Origin of the sequence: Bradyrhizobium sp. WSM1743 (assembly GCF_000473065.1) — a bacterium.
In the GTDB taxonomy this organism is placed as follows: domain Bacteria; phylum Pseudomonadota; class Alphaproteobacteria; order Rhizobiales; family Xanthobacteraceae; genus Bradyrhizobium.
On the sequence record NZ_AXAZ01000017.1, the window covers coordinates 51,359 to 69,212 of the forward strand.

The window sequence follows — 17,854 nt, forward strand, 5'->3', positions numbered from 1 at the left end:
CGAACGCCTTCAGGCTGCCGGCTCGACGTATCGCGGGAAGGCGGGCTTCGGTGCCGGCAGCGTCGAGCCCGGTGCGATACGCTTGCTTCCGCCGAGCATTGCGAAGCTGCGCTCGCCTTCAGGGATGCCGAGGCTGTCGAGCAGCAATGCGGAGGCTGTCGGCATCGCGGGCTGAGCCAGGATCGCGATCTGGCGCACGACTTCGGCAGTGACGTAGAGCACCGTCTTCTGCCTGGCAGGATCGGTCTTGGCGAGCGCCCACGGCGCCTCGCCCGCGAAATAGCGGTTGGCCTCCGCGACCACGGCCCAGACGGCATTGAGCCATTGGTGGATCTGCTGCGTCGTCATGGCCTCACGGGACGCTGCGATCATGCCGTCGGCCATCGCCAGGATCGCTTTGTCGTTGTCGCTGAACTCGCCGGGCTCCGGCAGCACGCCGCCGAGCTGCTTTGCGATCATCGACAGCGAGCGCTGCGCGAGGTTTCCGAGATCGTTGGCGAGATCGGCATTGATGCGCGCCACGATGGCCTCGTGATTGTAGTTGCCGTCCTGGCCGAACGGCACCTCGCGCAGGAAGAAATAGCGCACTTGGTCGACGCCATACTGGTCGGCGAGGTTGAAGGGATCGACGACGTTGCCGACCGACTTCGACATCTTCTCGCCCCTGTTGAACAGGAAGCCGTGGGCATAGACCCGCTTCGGCAACGGGATCCCGGCCGACAGAAGGAAGGCCGGCCAATACACCGCATGGAAGCGGATGATGTCCTTGCCGATGATGTGCACGTCGGCAGGCCAGTAGCGCCAGTTCTTGTCGCTCTCATCTGGGAAGCCGACGCCGGTGATGTAGTTGGTCAGCGCGTCGACCCAGACATACATCACGTGCTCTTCGTCGCCAGGCACCTTCACGCCCCAATCGAACGTGGTGCGCGAGATCGAGAGATCGCGCAGGCCGCCCTTGACGAAGCTCACCACCTCGTTCTTGCGGGAGTCCGGCCCGATGAAATCAGGGTGATCCGCGTAGAGCTTGAGCAGCTTGTCCTGGTACGCCGAGAGGCAGAAGAAATAGCTCTTCTCCTCGACCCATTCCACCGGCGTGCCCTGCGGCCCGAGCCGCACGCCGTCGTCGTTCACGCGCGTCTCGTCTTCGGCGTAATAGGCCTCGTCACGGACCGAGTACCAGCCCGAATAGATATCGGCATAGATGTCGCCGTTCGCTTCCATGCGCCGCCAGATTTCCTGGCTGGAGCGGTGATGCTGCTCCTCGGTAGTGCGGATGAAGCGGTCGAACGACACGTTCAGACGCTCGTCCATCTCCTTGAAGCGGCCCGCATTGCGAGCGGCGAGCGCGGAGGCGGACATGCATTCACTGGCCGCCGTCTGAACCATCTTCTGACCGTGCTCGTCGGTGCCGGTCAGGAAGAACACATCCTTGCCGTCGAGCCGCGCAAAGCGCGCCAGCACGTCGGTCGCGATCGCCTCATAGGCGTGACCGATATGCGGGCTGCCGTTGGGATAAGCGATCGCAGTCGTGATGTAGAAAACGTTGTCGCGCGCGGGCGCGACCCTTGGCGCGGCGGCTTGCGGAGCCGCGACGGGATTCGGCGCACGCGGGGTCTTGGGTTTCGATGCCTTCTTCACGGCCTTCGGCGGCGTGACGACAGGAGCCGGCGCGGCGGTCACGGCAGGCGCAGCCGCCTTTTTCGCGACCTTCTTCGCCGGAGCCTTGGCCGGCTTTTTAGCAGCTGATTTCGTCGAAGCCTTCTTGACGACGACCTGCTTCTTCGCAGCCTTCTTGCCGGCCTTCTTTGCTGCGCCCTTCTTCACGCTCTTCTTGGCGGCAGCCTTCTTGGTCTTCTTGACCTTCTTGGCGGCTTTGCTCGCGCGCGCCTTCACGGCCTTCTTCGCAGCTCTCTTGGCAGCTTTCTTGGCAGCCTGCTCGCCGCTCTTGCGTTTCACGGTCTTCTTAGCTCGCGTTGCCACCACGAATTCCTTTACCGGCTTGTCCGAAATTTGGAAACGAACCTGTGTTCGGTTGTTGTTTTGAGCATGATCCTTTCGGAAAACCGCTGCACACTTTTCCGGATCATGCTCTAGCGCGTTGCGTCCGCCAGCCAGCCGAACACCGAGAAAACCAGGGGTTTTCGCTCCAGATTGTAGGTTTCGGTGTCGCGCGCGGCGCGGACGATCTTTTCCCATACCTCAGCTAGGCGCGCAAGGCGCGGCAGGTTCTGGTTGGCATTGGCCTCATCCGCATGCAGGCGCTCCGCGATCCAGCGGTCGATGCCGTCGATGAAGGCGGCAAGCGCGACGCGGTCGCTGGTCCCGAGCGAATCGCCGAGCGTGTGCAATTCGCGCGGATCGACCTGCGGCAGGCGCGCGAGCAGCGCCGCCGTGCGCTGCTGAAGCTTCAAGGCGTCGCCACCGAGCAGCGTCAGCGCCCGTGCGACGCTGCCCTCGGAAGCCTCGGCCGCCTCGCGCAGCGCGGGATCGTCCGGATCGAGCTCAGCTGCCAAAGCTGCTGCCCCGATCACATCATCCGTGGCGAGCGGACGCAGGCGCAGCTTGCGGCAGCGCGACTGGATCGTGGCGAGCACCCGCGCCGGCGCGTGGCTCACCAACAGGAACAGCGATTGCTGCGGCGGCTCCTCGAGAATTTTCAGAAGCGCGTTGGCCGCGTTTGGATTGAGCTCGTCGACCGTGTCGACGATGCAGACGCGCCAGCCTTCGGCCGCCGCGGTCGAGCCAAAGAACGCGATCGTCTCGCGCGTCTCGTCCACGGTGATCACGGTTCGCATCACGCCGCGATCGTTGGCGGTACGCTCAAGCGTCAGCAGGCCGCCATGCGAGCTGGCCGCCACCTGCCGCGCCACGGCGTCGTCAGGGCCGATCGCGAGGTCTTCGGCGCGCTGCACGGCGGGCGCGAGCGGCTGAGGATGGGCGAGCACGAAGCGCGCCATGCGATAGGCCAGCGTCGCCTTGCCGATCCCTTGCGGTCCGCCGATCAGCCAGGCATGCGGGATGCGCCCGCTGCGATAGGCCGCAAGCAGCGCGGCCTCGGCCTCGCGATGGCCGAACAGCCGCGACGTCTCGCGCGGATGCGGAATGGCGGTTTCGCGCTCGGCCTGACGCGGGCTCATGCGGAAATCACCGATGCAGGCGTGGGGAGCAGACGCTCGCGCAGCGCGGTCCAGACGCGCCCGGCGACCGTGTCGGGGTCAGAATTGGCGTCGATCAGCACGCAGCGCGCGGGGTCCTCCTCCGCGATCTTGCGATAGGCCTCGCGCAGGCCCTGGTGGAAGCTGAGCTTCTCGGCCTCGAACCTGTCAGGCGTGCCGCTGCCGCGGCGCGCGGCGGCGCGTTGCAGGCCAATCTCGACCGGCAGATCGAGGATGATGGTGAGATCGGGCTTGAGATCGCCGATGGTGACCCTTTGCATGGCGTTGATCAGGCCCTCAGGTACGCGGCCAAGGCTGCCCTGATAGGCCCGCGTCGAGTCGGCGAAGCGGTCGCACAGCACCCAGACGCCCTGGCTCAGCGCCGGCTGGATTACGGTGCGGACATGGTCATCGCGCGCGGCGGCAAACAGCAGCGTCTCCGCCTCGGGGCCGAGCAGCTTGCCCATGCCCGACAGCACCAGATGACGCATGATCTCGGCGCCCGGCGAGCCGCCCGGCTCACGCGTGACCCGGATGCGCAGCTTCGCCGCCTTTAGGCGGTCAGCGAGCTTCTTGATCTGGGTCGACTTGCCCGTGCCCTCGCCGCCTTCAAAGGTGATGAAGCGTCCGCGTCCGGACGGCCGCTGTGCCGCGCTCTCACTCATGATCAGAGCTTCTCGGCGCCCGCGCGGAACATGCCGATCACGAGCTCGCTGGCGCCATCGATCGCGCGGCGCATGGTCGAGCCGGTGCCGACCGCCTCGGCGGCATAGACCGGCGTCTCGACCGCAATGTTGCCGCTGCGCCAGACCTTGACCACGCCGACCTGCTGGCCGGCCTCGACCGGTGCGCGCACCGGGCCGCTATAGACGATGCGCGCAATCAGCTTGTCGCTGCCATTCTTGTGCACCATCACCTTCACCGGCGTCTTGGCAACGAGCTTGACCGACCGGCTCTCGCCGCCGAACACCTTGGCGTAGCCGACAGGCTGCTCGGCCGCGATCAGCGTGCGGGTCTCGAAATTGCGAAAACCCCATTCGAGCATCTTCTTGGCTTCGGTGGCGCGGTCATCGGGATCCTCGAGACCGTTGACGACGACGATCAGCCGCGTGCCGTTCTGCACGGCCGAGCCCACCATGCCATAGCCGCCTTCCTTGGTGTAGCCGGTCTTCAGACCGTCAGCGCCTTCCATCGAATTGAGCAGCGGATTGCGGTTGGGCTGGCGGATCTTGTTCCAGGTGAACTCCTTCTCGCCGAACAGTTTGTAGAATTCGGAGAAGTCGAGAATGATATGCCGGGCGAGGATGCCGAGCTCGCGCACCGTCATCTTGTTGCCGGGGTCGGGCAAGCCGTTGGAATTGGCGAAGGTCGATCTGGTGAGGCCGAGCTCTCGCGCGCGCTTGGTCATGAAATCGGCCGCAAAGATCCGTTCATTGCCCGCCATGGCTTCGGCAAGTGCGATGCAGGCGTCATTGCCGCTCTGGATGATCGCGCCGTGGAGGAGATCGTCGACCGAGACCTTGCTGTTGATGGCGGCGAACATGGTCGAGCCGCCCGAGGGCGCCCCGCCCCTGCGCCAGGCATTCTCGCTGATCCGGTACTCGTCGGTCAGCCTGATGTCGCCCTTCTTGATGGCGTTGAAGACGACCTCTGCCGTCATCAGCTTCATCATGCTGGAGGGCGCGCGCAACTCATCGGCGTTCTTCTCGAACAGCACACTGCCTGAGGAGGCTTCGATCAGGATCGCGGTCGGGGCATCGCCATCGAAGCCGGCATCTTCTGCTTTCTTGGCGCCCTGGACGCTCTGGTTGGCGGCATAGAGCGCCCCGCCCCAGCCGATGCCGGCCACCAAAACCGTTGCGATCAGCCCGCGCGCCAGCGCGCCGGCGCGGAGCCAGTTGCGACGAAGCAAAGGAAGACGAAATGCCATGGCGAAGCCCTGAGAGAGGCCTTCTAACAGTTGGAACAGATGCGAACAACACGCGGTTCGACGCTTGTCCCTGAGATTGCACGATTCTCCTCGCGCCCCTATCGTGGCATCTCATGTTCCTCGACCAAACCCCTGAAACAAGGCAGAAAAGCGAATGTCCGCAACCCGCATGATCAAGGCCAATGGGGTCGAGCTGTTCGTCCGCGAAGCCGGCCAGGGTCCGCTGGTGGTGCTGTGCCATGGCTGGCCGGAACTGTCCTACTCCTGGCGCCACCAGATCCCCGCGCTCGCCCGGGCCGGGTTTCACGTCGTCGCCCCCGACATGCGCGGCTACGGCCAGAGCGCGGCGCCGCCCGACGTGAACGCCTACTCGATCTTCGACACGGTCGGCGACGTCGTCGGCCTCGTCCAGGCGCTGGGCGAAACCAAGGCGATGGTGGTCGGCCACGACTGGGGCGCTCCGGTCGCCTGGCACGCGGCGCTGTTCCGCCCCGACATCTTCACCGCAGTCGCGGGCCTGAGCGTCCCGCCGCCATTTCGCGGCCGCGGCAGGCCGCTCGACCTGCTGCGCCAGGGCGGCGTCACCAATTTCTACTGGCAGTACTTTCAGACGCCCGGCGTCGCCGAGGCTGAGCTCGAGCGAGACGTTGCCCGCACCATGCGCATCGTCCTCGGCGGGCGGGGCCTCGCCGATCCCACCGCGGCCATGTTCGTGCAGGAGGGCAAGGGCTTTCTCGGCCATGCGGGCGCCGAGGAGCCGCTGCCCGGCTGGCTGAGCCAGGCTGATCTGGCCTATTTCACCGAAAGCTTCCGCAAGTCCGGCTTTCGCGGCGGGCTGAACTGGTACCGCAACATCGACCGCAATTGGGAGCTGACCGCGCCCTGGCAGGACGCGCAGATTCACCAATCTTCCCTCTTCATCGCAGGCTCAAAGGACGCAGTGATCACCGGCCTGATCGGGGCCAAGCGCGTCAACGAGCTCGAGCGGGTGCTGCCCAATCTCAAGGGCAAGCTGATTCTCGATGGCGCCGGCCATTGGGTGCAGCAGGAGCGGCCCGACGAGGTGAATGCGGCGCTGGTGAAATTCCTGACGGCGAGCGCGGCTCAGTAGAGGCCGCGGCCGCTCAGGATGCTGCGGGCCTCGGCGGCGCCATCGGCCGACGAGGGAGCGCTCTCGGTCGCGTAGCGGCCGTCCTCGTCATAGGACACGGCGCGCGCGTTCTGGAGTGCCCGGCCCCGACTGCGGCTCGAGGCCGACATTTCCGAGGTCGCGTTGAGCGAGGCCATATCGGCCGAACTGTTGCCGAGATTGTAGGGCCGCCCCTCCGGCATCGGGACCTCGCCGCGAATGGCGCCGCGGGTCGAGGACGGCAGCTCCGGCACGAACGGCTTGGCCGAGGCGACCCGGACCATCGAGGGCGATGGCGCCGGAACGCCGGTGCGCAGGGTCGCCAGAAGCTGCCGGTCGTCGGAGCCTTCGAGCGGCGCCCGGCCGACATATTCGACCCGGACCTTGGCGACGCCATTGCCTTTGAATTCAAGGAGTTCGGCGGCCTTGTTCGAGACGTCGATGAGGCGGTTGCCGTGATAGGGCCCGCGGTCATTGACGCGCACGATCAGCGACTTGCCGTTCGAGATGTTGGTGACCCGCGCGTAGGACGGCATCGGCAGGGTTGGATGCGCCGCGGTCAGCGAGGTCATGTCGAACACTTCGCCATTGGCGGTCAGGCGGCCGTGGAAATCATCGCCGTACCAGGACGCCATGCCCTCGGCGCGGTAATTGACGTCCTCCTCCGGCACGTAGGTCTTACCCGCCACGACATAGGGCTTGCCGACACGGTAGGTGCCGCCGCCCTTCGGGACCGGATCGCCCCAGGCCACCACCCGGGGGCTCGAGGACACGCCGTACTTCGGATCGACGCGGCTGGCGAACTTGTTCGAGGAGGCGCAATTGGCGAGCACAACGCAAGTCGCGACCGCCGCAACACCGCGCGCGGCCCGCAAAACCGAATCTGACCGTCGGATCCCCATGCGCCCCAAATACCACTTTGCCGGAAGCGTACCCACCCCGCGTTGGTCACGGGCGCGCGCTGTCCGGTCCTCTGCTGTCCGAGACGGCCCACCACCGCGTCGGAAGTGGTAACGATAACGCAACCCGAACACGGCGGAAATGGGGAGCCCACGGCGATCACGCCGGGATGGTAAACGCGAGGTTCGCTTCTCCCCGTTGATCTACGGATCCTGGGCGCCCAGCTCTGTGCCAAGGCTGGACATTCTGTTGCGCCAAATCCTCACCCCACCCCCATTGTCACGCCGCTCACCGAAATTCTTTTGACTGTGCAAGGCTGCACGCGTTCTCTCGGATGCAAGGGCGGGATTTGGAATTTAACGATGATCGAGACGGTTTCGGCACTGATGGGTCTGGTAAGCGCGGGGATCTTCCTGGCCCATGCGTTTGAAGGTTACCGCACGAGGGCCTAAAGGCACTCGCGCGGGCGGCAAGCATCACCTCTTTCAAGGCGGCGCGTTCGGACAATTTTGATCGGTCCGATCGAGCATCGAAGACGAGAGCGGCAGGTGTCCCATGCGTAACCATGACCTCGTATCCGATGGCTTCCTGGCATTGACCGCGGGCGGCTTGGTGCTGCTCTGCTCGAGTCTCGTGGCCCTGGCGTTTGCCTGAGCCCCACTTCCCTTCTCCAGCACAGCTCCACCGCGGCGCAACAAGCGCAAATTCTCCCGCTCCCATTCAGTTGATCGAATTTCTGTGTTCGGCGCCTCGACTAATTGCAAGAGGCCATCACCAATGAGGGTGACGCAAATGCTTGCCGAGAAATTCTTCCTGGTCCTGGAATCCCTTATCCGCGGCGACCGCACCTATCCGGATGGAAGTCCCCGGGTCATCAGCACCTCCCCGCACGTGCCGGTCAAGCTGCCGGCGCAGAAATAGCCGGCGCATCCGCGAGCCGGGATACGCGCCGCTCAGCGCAGACCCAACAGCGAACGGCGATAGAAGCTGTCGCGGGCCTCGTTCAGGCAGACGAAGCTGCCGTCGAAGCCCTCGCCGTAGCGCTTCTGGCCCTTGCGGTAGTAGACGCCTTTCCTGAAATCGAGCCAGACCACCCTGTCGTGTGGGCAATGACGCTGCGCCTGCGCCTCGTAGCGAAACGGCGTCAGCGGTGTCGCCGAAACCTCGGCGCCGCCTGCACCCACCAGCATGGCCCCCGCGCATGCGATTGCACCGGACCACTTACCAAAGCCGCTCCGAGACACGCCCCACCTCCCGTTCGTCGCCATCGCGCGACGGCCGATCGGCACGGTAGCACGAAACAGCACTGCCCGTGGACAGCGGCAAGCGCGTCGCGTCTTCCGCCGGCCATCTTGTCGGGGTACATGACGGCGGGATCGTCTCGAAGCGAGGGTGCTGTCTGAATGTCGGTTGAGCCTGAGACCAGGACTGGCCCCCACCCGCCTTCGCCGCAGCTCGGCCTGCTGCCGATGATCATCTTCGGCTCGCGCTGGCTGCAGCTACCGCTCTATCTCGGGCTGATCGTGGCGCAATGCGTCTACATCGCGCTGTTCCTCAAGGAGCTCTGGCACCTCTCCTGGCACGCCCTCGACCTCACCGAGCAGCAGATCATGATGAGCGTGCTGGCGCTGATCGACGTCGTGATGATCTCCAATCTGCTGGTGATGGTGATCGTCGGCGGCTACGAGACGTTCGTTTCACGGCTCGACCTCCAGGGCCATCCCGACGAGCCGGAATGGCTCGGCCACGTCAATGCGAGCGTGCTGAAGATCAAGCTCGCCATGGCCATCATCGGCATCTCCTCGATCGCGCTGCTGCGCACCTTCATCGAGGCGGGCAATCTCGGCTCCGACCGCGCCGGCTTCACCGAGACCGGCGTGATGTGGCAGGTGCTGATCCACATCACCTTCATCGTCTCGGCGCTCGGCATCGCCTATGTCGACAGGCTCAGCGATTCGGGTATGCGCAGGCACGCCGAATGAAGCGCTGCGGCCGGCGTCATCGCCTGTCGGCTTCGAGCTGCGCCAGCGCCTGGTGCAGACACTCCTGAAGCTTCAGCGCGACCTGCTCACGGGCGACGCCCTTGCCTGCGAGATCGCCTGACACCTTGCCGACGACATCGCCGATCGTCTGGCTCTCCAGATGATCCGTCACCAGCGCGGTTGCGTAGCTTGCCGCGGCATCGCCACTGAGCCCGAGCTGGCCTGCGGCCCACAGCCCGAGCAGCTTGTTGGACCGCGCGGTGGCCTTGAACATGAATTCCTCGTCATGGGCGAATTTGGCCTCAAAGCCCTGCTCGCGCTTGTCGAACGTGGTCATGGTCAGCTCCATCTGGTTTCGCTGATGAGGACCTGCTGGGAGCGAACGTCTCCGTGGTTCACGTCAGTTTAGGATCATTTGAAGCTTCCTCCCGGAAGCCGAACGCCGTCAAGCCTGCCGATGTGCCCCAGGGCGGCTGCACGGGAGGCGCCAGCCCCGCGCCAGTCAATTCGGCTAAGCTTGGGATGTTTACCATTCCTTAAGCAGACTCAGCGCCGCATGGCGCGGAGACATCGAGAGCTGACGCATGAACAGAGAGCTGCGGGAGTTTCGACGGCTTGAACGGGTCTGCCTGGAGCAGGCCGCCCTCTCCACCCTGGACCTCGCACGAAGCGGGCTGCTGAAGGTCGCCGACGACTGTCGCATCGCGGCCGAAGCGATCGAGGCACAACCGCCCCGTGGCGTGTTTGCAGAAGCCGTCCACGCGCTCAAGCTGGCCTTGAGCAAAAAGCCGCACTAGCGGCGGAACTCCGCCGGGAGAAGCAGTTCAGAGATTGGGCGACGTGCGCGTTCGCTCAGTCCTTCGCCGCCGCCGCTTCACGCGCCAGCCGCTCGGCCTTCAGCCGTTCCTTGTTGGCGTAAAACGCCTTCTGCGCTGCCTCATGATCGCGCATGGCCTTCTCCGCCTCGATCCGGCGTGCCGCATCGCGCGCGTGGCGCTGTTCGGGGGTCAGAGGTTTGCGTCGGAAGGAAAGGTCTTCAGTCATGCCGAATGAACGTCACGGCGAGGGAAAAGTTCCGCTTGGGTGAGCCGAGGGCCCAAGCGCTGACACAAAAACCCGCGAAACAACCCCATGCACAGTAGCTAAGTTCCGTTGCGACAACGCTTTTTCCATCCGCGCAAAACTCGGTTGCCGCGCCGGGCGAAACAGCCGCACTGCTGTCTTCGGAAAACCATCAAGGAAGCTGATCGGTCTCACGAAGATCCTCTTTCGTCAGCAGACGTCATCGCAATCTCGATGTCTGTAATCACAGGCAAATGGTCTGAATAGGCCCTTGCCTCTCGATCGGTCCAAACATTTTCAAACCGGCTGTCCGGCGTTGCATAGATCCTGTCGAGCCGCAGAAGCGGTAAACGCGCCGGGAAGGTTCGCAGCCGCGTACGGTTTGGACAGACCTGCGCGAGCACGCGCCGCACCGACTTCACCCAGAACCAGTCGTTGAAATCGCCGAGGACGACGGTCCTTCCAGGCTTCACCAGACTCGCCAGGGCCTGAGCTTGCGCATAGCGCTCGTGGATACTCAGGCCGAGATGAGTGGCCACCACGCGCACGTCGCCCGCCGGCGTCAGCAGATCCGTGGCAATCGCTCGGCGTGGCTCACGCTCGCGATACGACACGTCGATGATCTCGGGCGCACCGGCGAACGCAAAGCAGCTCAGGAGCATCTGACCGTAGTCGCCATCCTCAGCGACGATCGACTTGGCGTGAACGCGGTGATCGCCGACGACACTCGCCAGCTTCGCGAACGGATCGTCCGACCGCGATCGCGAATCCACCTCCTGAAGCGCGACGACATCCGGCGACCACTTGCGAATGATGGAGCAAACACCCTCCAGATCGAACGTCGGATTGAGATTGAACGTGCCGTGCACATTCCACGTCATGAAGCGCATCGGCGCCATCAGCGCCTCCCGGCGAGCCACGTCGCGACAAATTGTGCGCCCGCGCAGATCCCGAGCCAACCCAGAAACGCCAGGGCCAACAGCGATATGTTGCTCCAGGAGGCATTCCTGGCCAGATCCGCGATCTGAGCGCCCAGAACGGCCATGGCGAGAATCCCGGGCATCATGCCCAGCAGAGTTCCGACCAGGAAGTCGCGAAGCGGCAGCGTGCTCGCCCCGGCCACGACATTCACCAACGAGAATGGTGCCACGGGAATCATCCGGATGACGACGACAGCCAGAATGCCCTTGCCTACGACACGCTCCTGGATGCGCCCTGCACGTCGGCCGAGCAACTTCTGGAGGCGTTCTCGGCCCAGTGACCGTCCGATCACAAAAAGCACGAAGGCGCTGAGCAAGACGCCAGCCATTGCGGTGATGAAGCCCAGCCATGGCCCGAGTGCGGCAGCAGTAGCCGCAATGAGCACGAGAACTGGAAACACGACCAGCCCGCCGACGACAAAAGCGGCGATCGCGAACAGTGGACCCCAGATGGACTGCGAGTAGGCAGACAGTAGCGCCGAGATATGCGCGGCGTCGGCAAAATCGGTCAAGGACGTGTAGGTCCAGGCCATTCCCAGTCCGAAAAGCCCCACCGCTATCGACGCAATGCCAATGATAGTCTTCGTGCGCCACATGCGCGATGCCGCCCGTTCCAGATGAAGAGGCCGCTCAGGATCCGCCACAGGCTGAACCAATGTGGCCAGAGTGCTGGTCAGGATCGAGGACTCCACGTCCCGCAGCGTCTTCGTCCCATCAGCCGTCGCCGCGTCGTCCAGCAGCGCGAAAAGACAATCCTCGTTTTGCCCTATGATCTGTTCGTCGAGACCGCAGAAATGGGCGATCAGGCGGTGGCGGACCGACGCGATGAAATCCCGATGCTCCTCGGTTGCGGCTTCAAGAATCAGGTCACATTCGCTGTCGGCACCCATCGACCGATTGTTCAGGTTGGCCGATCCGATCCTCAAGATCCTGTTATCCACGATCATGAGCTTGCTGTGCACCATCACGGCAGCTTCCATGTCCCCACTGCGCGAGACCGGATAGACGAAGCGGATACGATCGGCGACTCCAGCCGCACTGAAGCAGTCGATGAAGGCGCCGCGGCCGTTTTGCATGGCTTGGGATTCCAGCCACGAGGAGTGCAGCTTGGGAGCGACGACCAGGACCCGAAGCGACGGCACGCGGAGCATCTGCTCCGCCAATTCACGCGCGATCTTGATGGCGCTGGTGAACTGGTTCTCGATGTAGATGAAGCTCATCGCGGACCGGATCGCTGCAATCAACGAGCGTTCGACCTCGTTGATGCTCGCGCCTGCAGGACAGACGACCTCGGTCCTGGCGATACCCACCGGCATATGCTCAGTCTCGATCGGTACATTCGCCGGCCACCGACTGCTCTTCGGTGCGCGCCGGTCGTTGGCCTTTTGACCTGCTGCACGCCAGCGCTGTTCAGCAATGTCGAATAGCGACGCCGCAACCTCCCCGTCGACCATGCATTGAACGTCATGAAAGGGCGGGTATGGCTTACCCTCGGGGTCGCAGCGCAATTCGTGAACAGCGCGATGCTCACTCGTGTCCCAGCGCCTGATCGTCAGATCGAGCCCGCCGACGAACGCCAGTGAACCGTCGACACAGACGATCTTCTGGTGTTGGGCCGACCCAAACGGAAGCGTGGCATCCAGATGAAACCGGACGCGGCCACATGTGTCGGCGGTAAATTTCGCCGCGGAGTTCCATTCCCTTTCGGAGGCGTAAAACGAGACGAAGTCCCAGACGAGAATGTCGATCCGCAAGGTGGGACGGCGATGAACGAGCGCGCGCAGGAATGCGCCGAGTTGTTCCGGCAAGCCGTCATCCGCGCGTCCGGAAGCGCCGACCAGCCTGGTTTCACTATGGATGTCCCATCCGATGATGTAGACGAGATCTTGCGCCTCCAGCAGCGCTTGGCGTAGAGCCGCGAAATAAGCGGCAGCATCGTTCAGAACCGCCACACGCGCTTCACACCGCCGCCAGACGGTGTCGCCGGGCATCAGGGTCGATGAACTCTGAAGCAGGTGGACCTCGCAATTCGCGTTTGCGTCTAAAACGCGCCGGACGCTCAAGGAGTTCCAGATCTTCAGGGGTGCGGTTCAGTGGGTGCGAATGCCGTTACTTGGTACGCACAGTCGTTGCACCGGCGCTCCTCAAGGCATCTGCGATCTTCTCAGGCGCATCGCCGTGAAAATCCACGGAGACCTCGATCGGACCTTCCAGCTTCTGCCGTCCCTGCGGCGCGGGCGCAGCCTTGACGTCGGCACCGGCCGGCTGTGTCCCCGCCGTGTTGGCGCCGCCGGCGGCCTGAACGAACACATCGCCTCGCGGCACGCCGCATTCCTGCACGACATGCTCAACCGCGAGCTCGGCACCGCGGCGCGTGTCGAATTCTCCGATGATCGTGCTTTCCAAGGATGCTCTCCGTGTGGTCGAGAGTGCGAACAACGGGCGAGCTGGGGCCAAGTTCCTGAAAGCTTCGAGACGTGTTTCTCAATGGTTTGGAGGATCGATTTGGACCACGCGCGGGGCGCTCAGAATCGAATAATCCCGAACAGGAGTAGAAGTGCGACAGTGACCAAGCCGGAGATCAGCAGCGAGCCGAGACATCCCAGCCGGTTCGAGAAAAAGAAGAACATGCATAGCCCGCTGTGAGGCTGCCTGCCGGGCTAAGTTTTCTAGTTCGACAGCGTTCCTGATGCGCTCAATTTGTACCGGCGTTTCCGGAAATCGCGGGTAAGAACCAATCTTTGGACCAGACGTTAAGTCCCGATGTCGGACGCTTTTGATTACTTCCGAGCGCATGCGGTCCGCGCCCTTTGCAAGGCCCGGGCGATGCCCCGCGGACGAATGAAACATCTCCAAACCGTAGTGGCGCGAATCTACCACCTGCTCACCAAGGAGGCCGCGTACGGGCCGAACCTGCAGCATATGGAGGACTTCCGGGCAGCCCAGAAACTCGAGAAATCAATCGACTAAACTGATGTTGACCGGAGCAGCTCCAGCAAGGCTACGGGCATGCGCGGTGGCCATGCAATCCTGCGAGGGCGGCCTGGTTCAAACGGTCTTCCGGGACTTCTTGCCTCGTAAAGCTTCGTGACTACCCTGCGGAGCCAAGCTGTTAGCCGATCTATGGCGGAAGGGGTGGGATTCGAACCCACGGTACCCTTGCGGGCACGCCGGTTTTCAAGACCGGTGCCTTAAACCACTCGGCCACCCTTCCAGTCCCGGGACGGTGTCGCTTAACGTAGTCGACCGCGTAAGGCAACGCGAAGTTGGCGCCCTACCCTCCAGCGTCTTTGTCAGGCGGGCGTCAGCCTGTTCCTCTAGTCTGGCCCCTCGGCAATCCCGACACCGGCGACATCTCCCAGGGCGTCGCAGGTTGCGAGGCCCGGCTGGATTGGTCTCCATACCCGGGCCTCGTTTTGCGCCTCGCCAAAAACAAACGGCGCCCCGCAAGGAGCGCCGCTTGAGGCCAGTCTCTTCCGTCAGCTCAGTAGCCGCAGGACGCGCAGCCCATCTGCACCGGGGCGTAATAGGAATAGCCAGGCGAGACCATCTCGACGCGTTGGCGTGTGGCGTATTGCGGCGGGATGCGCTCGTACTGGACGCCCGGGGGCGCGACCATCACGGTCTGCGGCACCATCACGGTGCGATACTGCGCCGGCGTACGGTGCGCGACCACGGCGCCGGGCGAGACCATCACGGTCTCGTCGACGGTGCGGTATTGCGGCGGCACATATTGCTGCTGATAGCAGGTCGTGCACGGCGGCGGCGTATAGCAATTGTAGCAGCCGGCGGAGGCTGCGCCCGTCATGGAAATTGCGGCGACGGCAGTGGAAAAAACAACGGCGAGAGTACGAGACATTTGCGGTGGTGCCCCAGTTGCCCGAAATTGATTTGCGAAGGTCGCGGGAGTATACGCCGCAAAACCTTGCTTTGCCGAACTTCGTCGGGGCATCCTTAATGCGAACGGCCGATCGCAGCGGAGCGGTAAGAACTCGTTGACCACGCGCATTAACGCGAGATGGCGTTCACAGCGAAGTCCGCACGACAAGCGAGAGCGTGATCGCTGTCCCGGCGATCGGACATCGCCGCGGTACTCGCTCGAGCGCAAGTCGGAGCGTTGACATGCCTTCGATGGTCGAGCTTCAACGCCTCGCGGCTCTTTCCAGGAACTCCAGCAGCGAGGGATCGGTCTCCTCGAGCTCGACAAAGCTGCGGCGCAGCTCGTCAGCGATTTCGGCGGTGGCATCCCGCGACCATCCCTCCGCGGTATTGAAGGCCACGATACGTGCGGGATGGAGATATTGCCCTTCGGCGAGATCTCTGAGCAGGGTCGCGCGATTGGCGTCCTCCTCGGCCGTCTCACACCAGGCCCGGCCCAGCCGGCGGCCGAAGTCATCGAGCACGAGATAGACGTCCCGGTCTGTCGCAATTTGCGGCACGAGTGATGGAGAATGACTCATGGCTAACTCCGCTATTGGCAATCCGGACCGTTGCGGACGGATCTCGACACGGCGACCGCCTCGGCCGGATTCGGAAAAATGGATTTCGTCGATTTTTCTTAGGATGGCATGATTAAATCACAAATAAAATGTGAATTAATAAAAATTAAATGGCGAGGTGTGGACAAATGCACTAAGTTGACCGTGCCTGGCGGGCGAGCCCGCACGTCGGGTGCCCACTTCGCAAACGGCTCCCGCTCCCACCCCCAACAGCCCACGCCCCGGGAAGCGGGGGCCGTTCTTTCCGAATCTCCGTTCCGGCTCCGTGTATATTGCAACGGCACATCTGCGCGCTCGCGTGGCGCCGCGAGTCGTTTTCGAAGACCGTCGATCCAGCCTGTGACGTGCCGATCAGGCGCCTATCTCGGGCGCCGCTTCACCTCGCGCACCGCGCCGCGCGCCGCGCTGGTGGTGAGCGCGGCGTAAGCCTGAAGCGCGGTCGAGACGTTGCGCTTGCGGCTCTGCGGCTGCCAGGCGGCATCGCCCTTCGCCTCCTCGGCGGCGCGTCGCTTGGCGAGCTCCTCGTCGGAGACTTCAAGGCTAATGGTGCGGTTCGGGATGTCGATGGCGATGCGGTCGCCATCGCGCACGAGACCGATGGTGCCGCCCTCGGCAGCTTCCGGCGACAGATGGCCGATCGACAGGCCGGAGGAGCCACCCGAGAAACGGCCGTCGGTGACGAGCGCGCAGGCTTTGCCGAGGCCCATCGATTTCAGATAGCTGGTCGGATACAGCATCTCCTGCATGCCGGGGCCGCCGCGCGGGCCTTCATAGCGCACCACCACGACTTCGCCGGCCACGACCTTGCCGCCCAGAATGCCTTCGACCGCGGCGTCCTGGCTTTCGAACACGCGCGTGGGGCCGGAGAATTTCAGGATCGAGGCGTCGACGCCGGCGGTCTTCACGATGCAGCCGTCCTGCGCGAGATTGCCGTAGAGCACGGCGAGGCCGCCGTCTTTGCTGAAGGCGTGTGCGAGATCGCGCACGACGCCCTTCTCGCGGTCGGCATCGAGCTCGTCGTAGCGGCGCTCCTGGCTGAAGGCGACCTGGGTCGGGATGCCACCGGGCGAAGCGCGATAGAAGGTGCGGACCGTCTCGCTCTTGGTGCGCTTGATGTCCCAGCGCTCCAGCGCCTCGTTCATGGTCGGCGCGTGCACGGTCGAGACCGAGGTGTCGATCAGCCCGGCGCGGTCGAGCTCGCCGAGAATGCCCATGATGCCGCCGGCGCGGTGCACGTCCTCGACGTGAACGTCGGCGACTGATGGCGCGACCTTGCAGAGCACGGGCACACGACGGGAAAGCCGGTCGATGTCGCGCATGGTGAACTCGACCTGCCCTTCATGAGCTGCGGCGAGCAGATGCAGCACGGTGTTGGTCGAGCCGCCCATCGCGATGTCCAGCGTCATGGCGTTCTCGAACGCCTTGAAGTTCGCGATGTTGCGCGGCAGCACGGATGCGTCGTCCTGCTCGTAATAACGGCGCACGAGATCGACGATGGTGTGGCCGGCCTCCACGAACAGGCGCTTGCGGTCGGCATGGGTTGCGACCACCGAGCCGTTGCCGGGCAGCGCGAGACCCAGCGCCTCGGTGAGGCAGTTCATGGAATTGGCGGTGAACATGCCCGAGCAGGAGCCGCAGGTCGGGCACGCCGAGCGCTCGATCACCTTGACGTCGTCGTCACTGACCTTGGAATCGGCGGCGGCGACCATGGCGTCGATCAGGTCGACGGCCTTGGTCTTGCCCTCGAGCTTGACCTTGCCCGCCTCCATCGGCCCGCCCGAGACGAACACCGCGGGAATGTTGAGCCGCAGCGCCGCCATCAGCATGCCGGGCGTGATCTTGTCGCAGTTGGAGATGCAGACGAGGCCGTCGGCGCAGTGCGCGTTGGCCATGTACTCGACGCTGTCGGCGATCAATTCGCGCGACGGCAGGCTGTAGAGCATGCCGTCATGGCCCATGGCGATGCCATCATCGACCGCGATGGTGTTGAACTCCTTGGCGACGCCACCGGCCTGCTCGATCTCGCGCGCCACGAGCTGGCCGAGGTCCTTCAGGTGCACGTGACCGGGTACGAACTGGGTGAAGGAGTTGACGACTGCGATGATTGGCTTGCCGAAATCGGCATCCTTCATGCCCGTCGCGCGCCAGAGGCCGCGGGCGCCCGCCATGTTGCGACCGTGGGTGGTGGTGCGGGATCGATAGGCTGGCATGGCGGTT

Annotated in this window: 19 protein-coding genes and 1 tRNA gene; 5 read left to right on the plus strand and 15 right to left on the minus strand. The window is 64.0% G+C overall.

Annotation, left to right across the window (positions count from 1 at the left end):
* Nucleotides 1-9 precede the first annotated feature (9 nt).
* From metG to YU9_RS0113885, 4 genes are all read right to left on the minus strand, one after another.
* Nucleotides 10-1,980 (minus strand): methionine--tRNA ligase, encoded by a 1,971-nt coding sequence (gene metG, locus YU9_RS0113870; protein WP_084298953.1) that lies wholly within the window; start codon nt 1,978-1,980, stop codon nt 10-12.
* A 110-nt stretch (nt 1,981-2,090) separates the two neighbouring features.
* The gene (locus YU9_RS0113875; RefSeq protein WP_027573385.1) at nt 2,091-3,137 is read right to left on the minus strand and encodes a DNA polymerase III subunit delta'; all 1,047 of its coding nucleotides are present in this window, start codon (nt 3,135-3,137) and stop codon (nt 2,091-2,093) included.
* Nucleotides 3,134-3,820 (minus strand): dTMP kinase, encoded by a 687-nt coding sequence (gene tmk / locus YU9_RS0113880; protein ID WP_027573386.1) that lies wholly within the window; start codon nt 3,818-3,820, stop codon nt 3,134-3,136. Before tmk ends, YU9_RS0113875 begins: the two co-directional genes overlap by 4 nt.
* A gap of 2 nt (nt 3,821-3,822) precedes the next feature.
* On the minus strand, nt 3,823-5,085 hold the full coding sequence (locus tag YU9_RS0113885; protein ID WP_027573387.1) for a D-alanyl-D-alanine carboxypeptidase family protein: 1,263 nt from the start codon (nt 5,083-5,085) through the stop codon (nt 3,823-3,825).
* A gap of 154 nt (nt 5,086-5,239) precedes the next feature.
* Between YU9_RS0113885 and YU9_RS0113890 the strand changes: the two genes are divergently transcribed.
* Nucleotides 5,240-6,196 carry an alpha/beta fold hydrolase gene (locus tag YU9_RS0113890; protein WP_027573388.1) on the plus strand — a complete coding sequence of 319 codons (957 nt, stop codon included), beginning with the start codon at nt 5,240-5,242 and terminating at the stop codon, nt 6,194-6,196.
* On the opposite strand, the gene YU9_RS0113895 is transcribed toward YU9_RS0113890, so the two are convergent.
* Nucleotides 6,190-7,116 carry a septal ring lytic transglycosylase RlpA family protein gene (locus tag YU9_RS0113895; protein WP_051380387.1) on the minus strand — a complete coding sequence of 309 codons (927 nt, stop codon included), beginning with the start codon at nt 7,114-7,116 and terminating at the stop codon, nt 6,190-6,192. The genes YU9_RS0113890 and YU9_RS0113895 overlap by 7 nt on opposite strands.
* A 775-nt stretch (nt 7,117-7,891) precedes the next feature.
* Here YU9_RS0113895 and YU9_RS47645 point away from each other — a divergent pair.
* Nucleotides 7,892-8,035: a hypothetical protein gene (locus YU9_RS47645; RefSeq protein WP_156951867.1), complete on the plus strand. Its 144-nt coding sequence runs from the start codon at nt 7,892-7,894 to the stop codon at nt 8,033-8,035.
* A gap of 32 nt (nt 8,036-8,067) precedes the next feature.
* Here YU9_RS47645 and YU9_RS0113915 read toward each other — a convergent pair whose 3' ends face one another.
* Nucleotides 8,068-8,382: a hypothetical protein gene (locus YU9_RS0113915; RefSeq protein WP_036017276.1), complete on the minus strand. Its 315-nt coding sequence runs from the start codon at nt 8,380-8,382 to the stop codon at nt 8,068-8,070.
* Nucleotides 8,383-8,517: 135 nt separating this feature from the next.
* Between YU9_RS0113915 and YU9_RS0113920 the strand changes: the two genes are divergently transcribed.
* Nucleotides 8,518-9,096, plus strand: a complete 579-nt coding sequence (locus YU9_RS0113920) for a TIGR00645 family protein (protein WP_027573391.1) — start codon at nt 8,518-8,520, stop codon at nt 9,094-9,096.
* 16 nt (nt 9,097-9,112) lie between these two features.
* Here YU9_RS0113920 and YU9_RS0113925 read toward each other — a convergent pair whose 3' ends face one another.
* Nucleotides 9,113-9,433 carry a DUF1476 domain-containing protein gene (locus YU9_RS0113925; RefSeq protein WP_036017277.1) on the minus strand — a complete coding sequence of 107 codons (321 nt, stop codon included), beginning with the start codon at nt 9,431-9,433 and terminating at the stop codon, nt 9,113-9,115.
* 247 nt (nt 9,434-9,680) lie between these two features.
* Here YU9_RS0113925 and YU9_RS0113930 point away from each other — a divergent pair, with 247 nt between their 5' ends.
* Nucleotides 9,681-9,893 carry a hypothetical protein gene (locus tag YU9_RS0113930; protein ID WP_027573393.1) on the plus strand — a complete coding sequence of 71 codons (213 nt, stop codon included), beginning with the start codon at nt 9,681-9,683 and terminating at the stop codon, nt 9,891-9,893.
* 55 nt (nt 9,894-9,948) lie between these two features.
* Here YU9_RS0113930 and YU9_RS0113935 read toward each other — a convergent pair whose 3' ends face one another.
* The 4 genes from YU9_RS0113935 to YU9_RS0113950 form a co-directional block, all read right to left on the minus strand.
* Nucleotides 9,949-10,140 (minus strand): hypothetical protein, encoded by a 192-nt coding sequence (locus YU9_RS0113935; protein ID WP_027573394.1) that lies wholly within the window; start codon nt 10,138-10,140, stop codon nt 9,949-9,951.
* A gap of 209 nt (nt 10,141-10,349) precedes the next feature.
* Nucleotides 10,350-11,057, minus strand: coding sequence for an endonuclease/exonuclease/phosphatase family protein (locus YU9_RS0113940; protein ID WP_027573395.1), 708 nt, complete (start codon nt 11,055-11,057; stop codon nt 10,350-10,352).
* Nucleotides 11,057-13,090 carry a VTT domain-containing protein gene (locus YU9_RS0113945; RefSeq protein ID WP_027573396.1) on the minus strand — a complete coding sequence of 678 codons (2,034 nt, stop codon included), beginning with the start codon at nt 13,088-13,090 and terminating at the stop codon, nt 11,057-11,059. The genes YU9_RS0113940 and YU9_RS0113945 overlap by 1 nt, the downstream gene beginning before the upstream one ends.
* A 157-nt stretch (nt 13,091-13,247) precedes the next feature.
* The gene (locus tag YU9_RS0113950) at nt 13,248-13,544 is read right to left on the minus strand and encodes a hypothetical protein (RefSeq protein WP_027573397.1); all 297 of its coding nucleotides are present in this window, start codon (nt 13,542-13,544) and stop codon (nt 13,248-13,250) included.
* Nucleotides 13,545-13,901: 357 nt separating this feature from the next.
* Here YU9_RS0113950 and YU9_RS51050 point away from each other — a divergent pair, with 357 nt between their 5' ends.
* On the plus strand, nt 13,902-14,108 hold the full coding sequence (locus YU9_RS51050) for a hypothetical protein (protein WP_027573398.1): 207 nt from the start codon (nt 13,902-13,904) through the stop codon (nt 14,106-14,108).
* Nucleotides 14,109-14,262: 154 nt separating this feature from the next.
* On the opposite strand, the gene YU9_RS0113965 is transcribed toward YU9_RS51050, so the two are convergent.
* From YU9_RS0113965 to ilvD, 4 genes are all read right to left on the minus strand, one after another.
* Nucleotides 14,263-14,352, minus strand: a tRNA-Ser gene (locus YU9_RS0113965).
* Between the two features lie 270 nt (nt 14,353-14,622).
* Nucleotides 14,623-14,946 carry a hypothetical protein gene (locus YU9_RS0113970; RefSeq protein ID WP_036017268.1) on the minus strand — a complete coding sequence of 108 codons (324 nt, stop codon included), beginning with the start codon at nt 14,944-14,946 and terminating at the stop codon, nt 14,623-14,625.
* A gap of 334 nt (nt 14,947-15,280) precedes the next feature.
* Nucleotides 15,281-15,598, minus strand: coding sequence for a hypothetical protein (locus YU9_RS0113975; protein ID WP_027573400.1), 318 nt, complete (start codon nt 15,596-15,598; stop codon nt 15,281-15,283).
* 398 nt (nt 15,599-15,996) lie between these two features.
* Nucleotides 15,997-17,847: a dihydroxy-acid dehydratase gene (ilvD, locus tag YU9_RS0113980; RefSeq protein ID WP_027573401.1), complete on the minus strand. Its 1,851-nt coding sequence runs from the start codon at nt 17,845-17,847 to the stop codon at nt 15,997-15,999.
* Nucleotides 17,848-17,854: the final 7 nt, after the last annotated feature.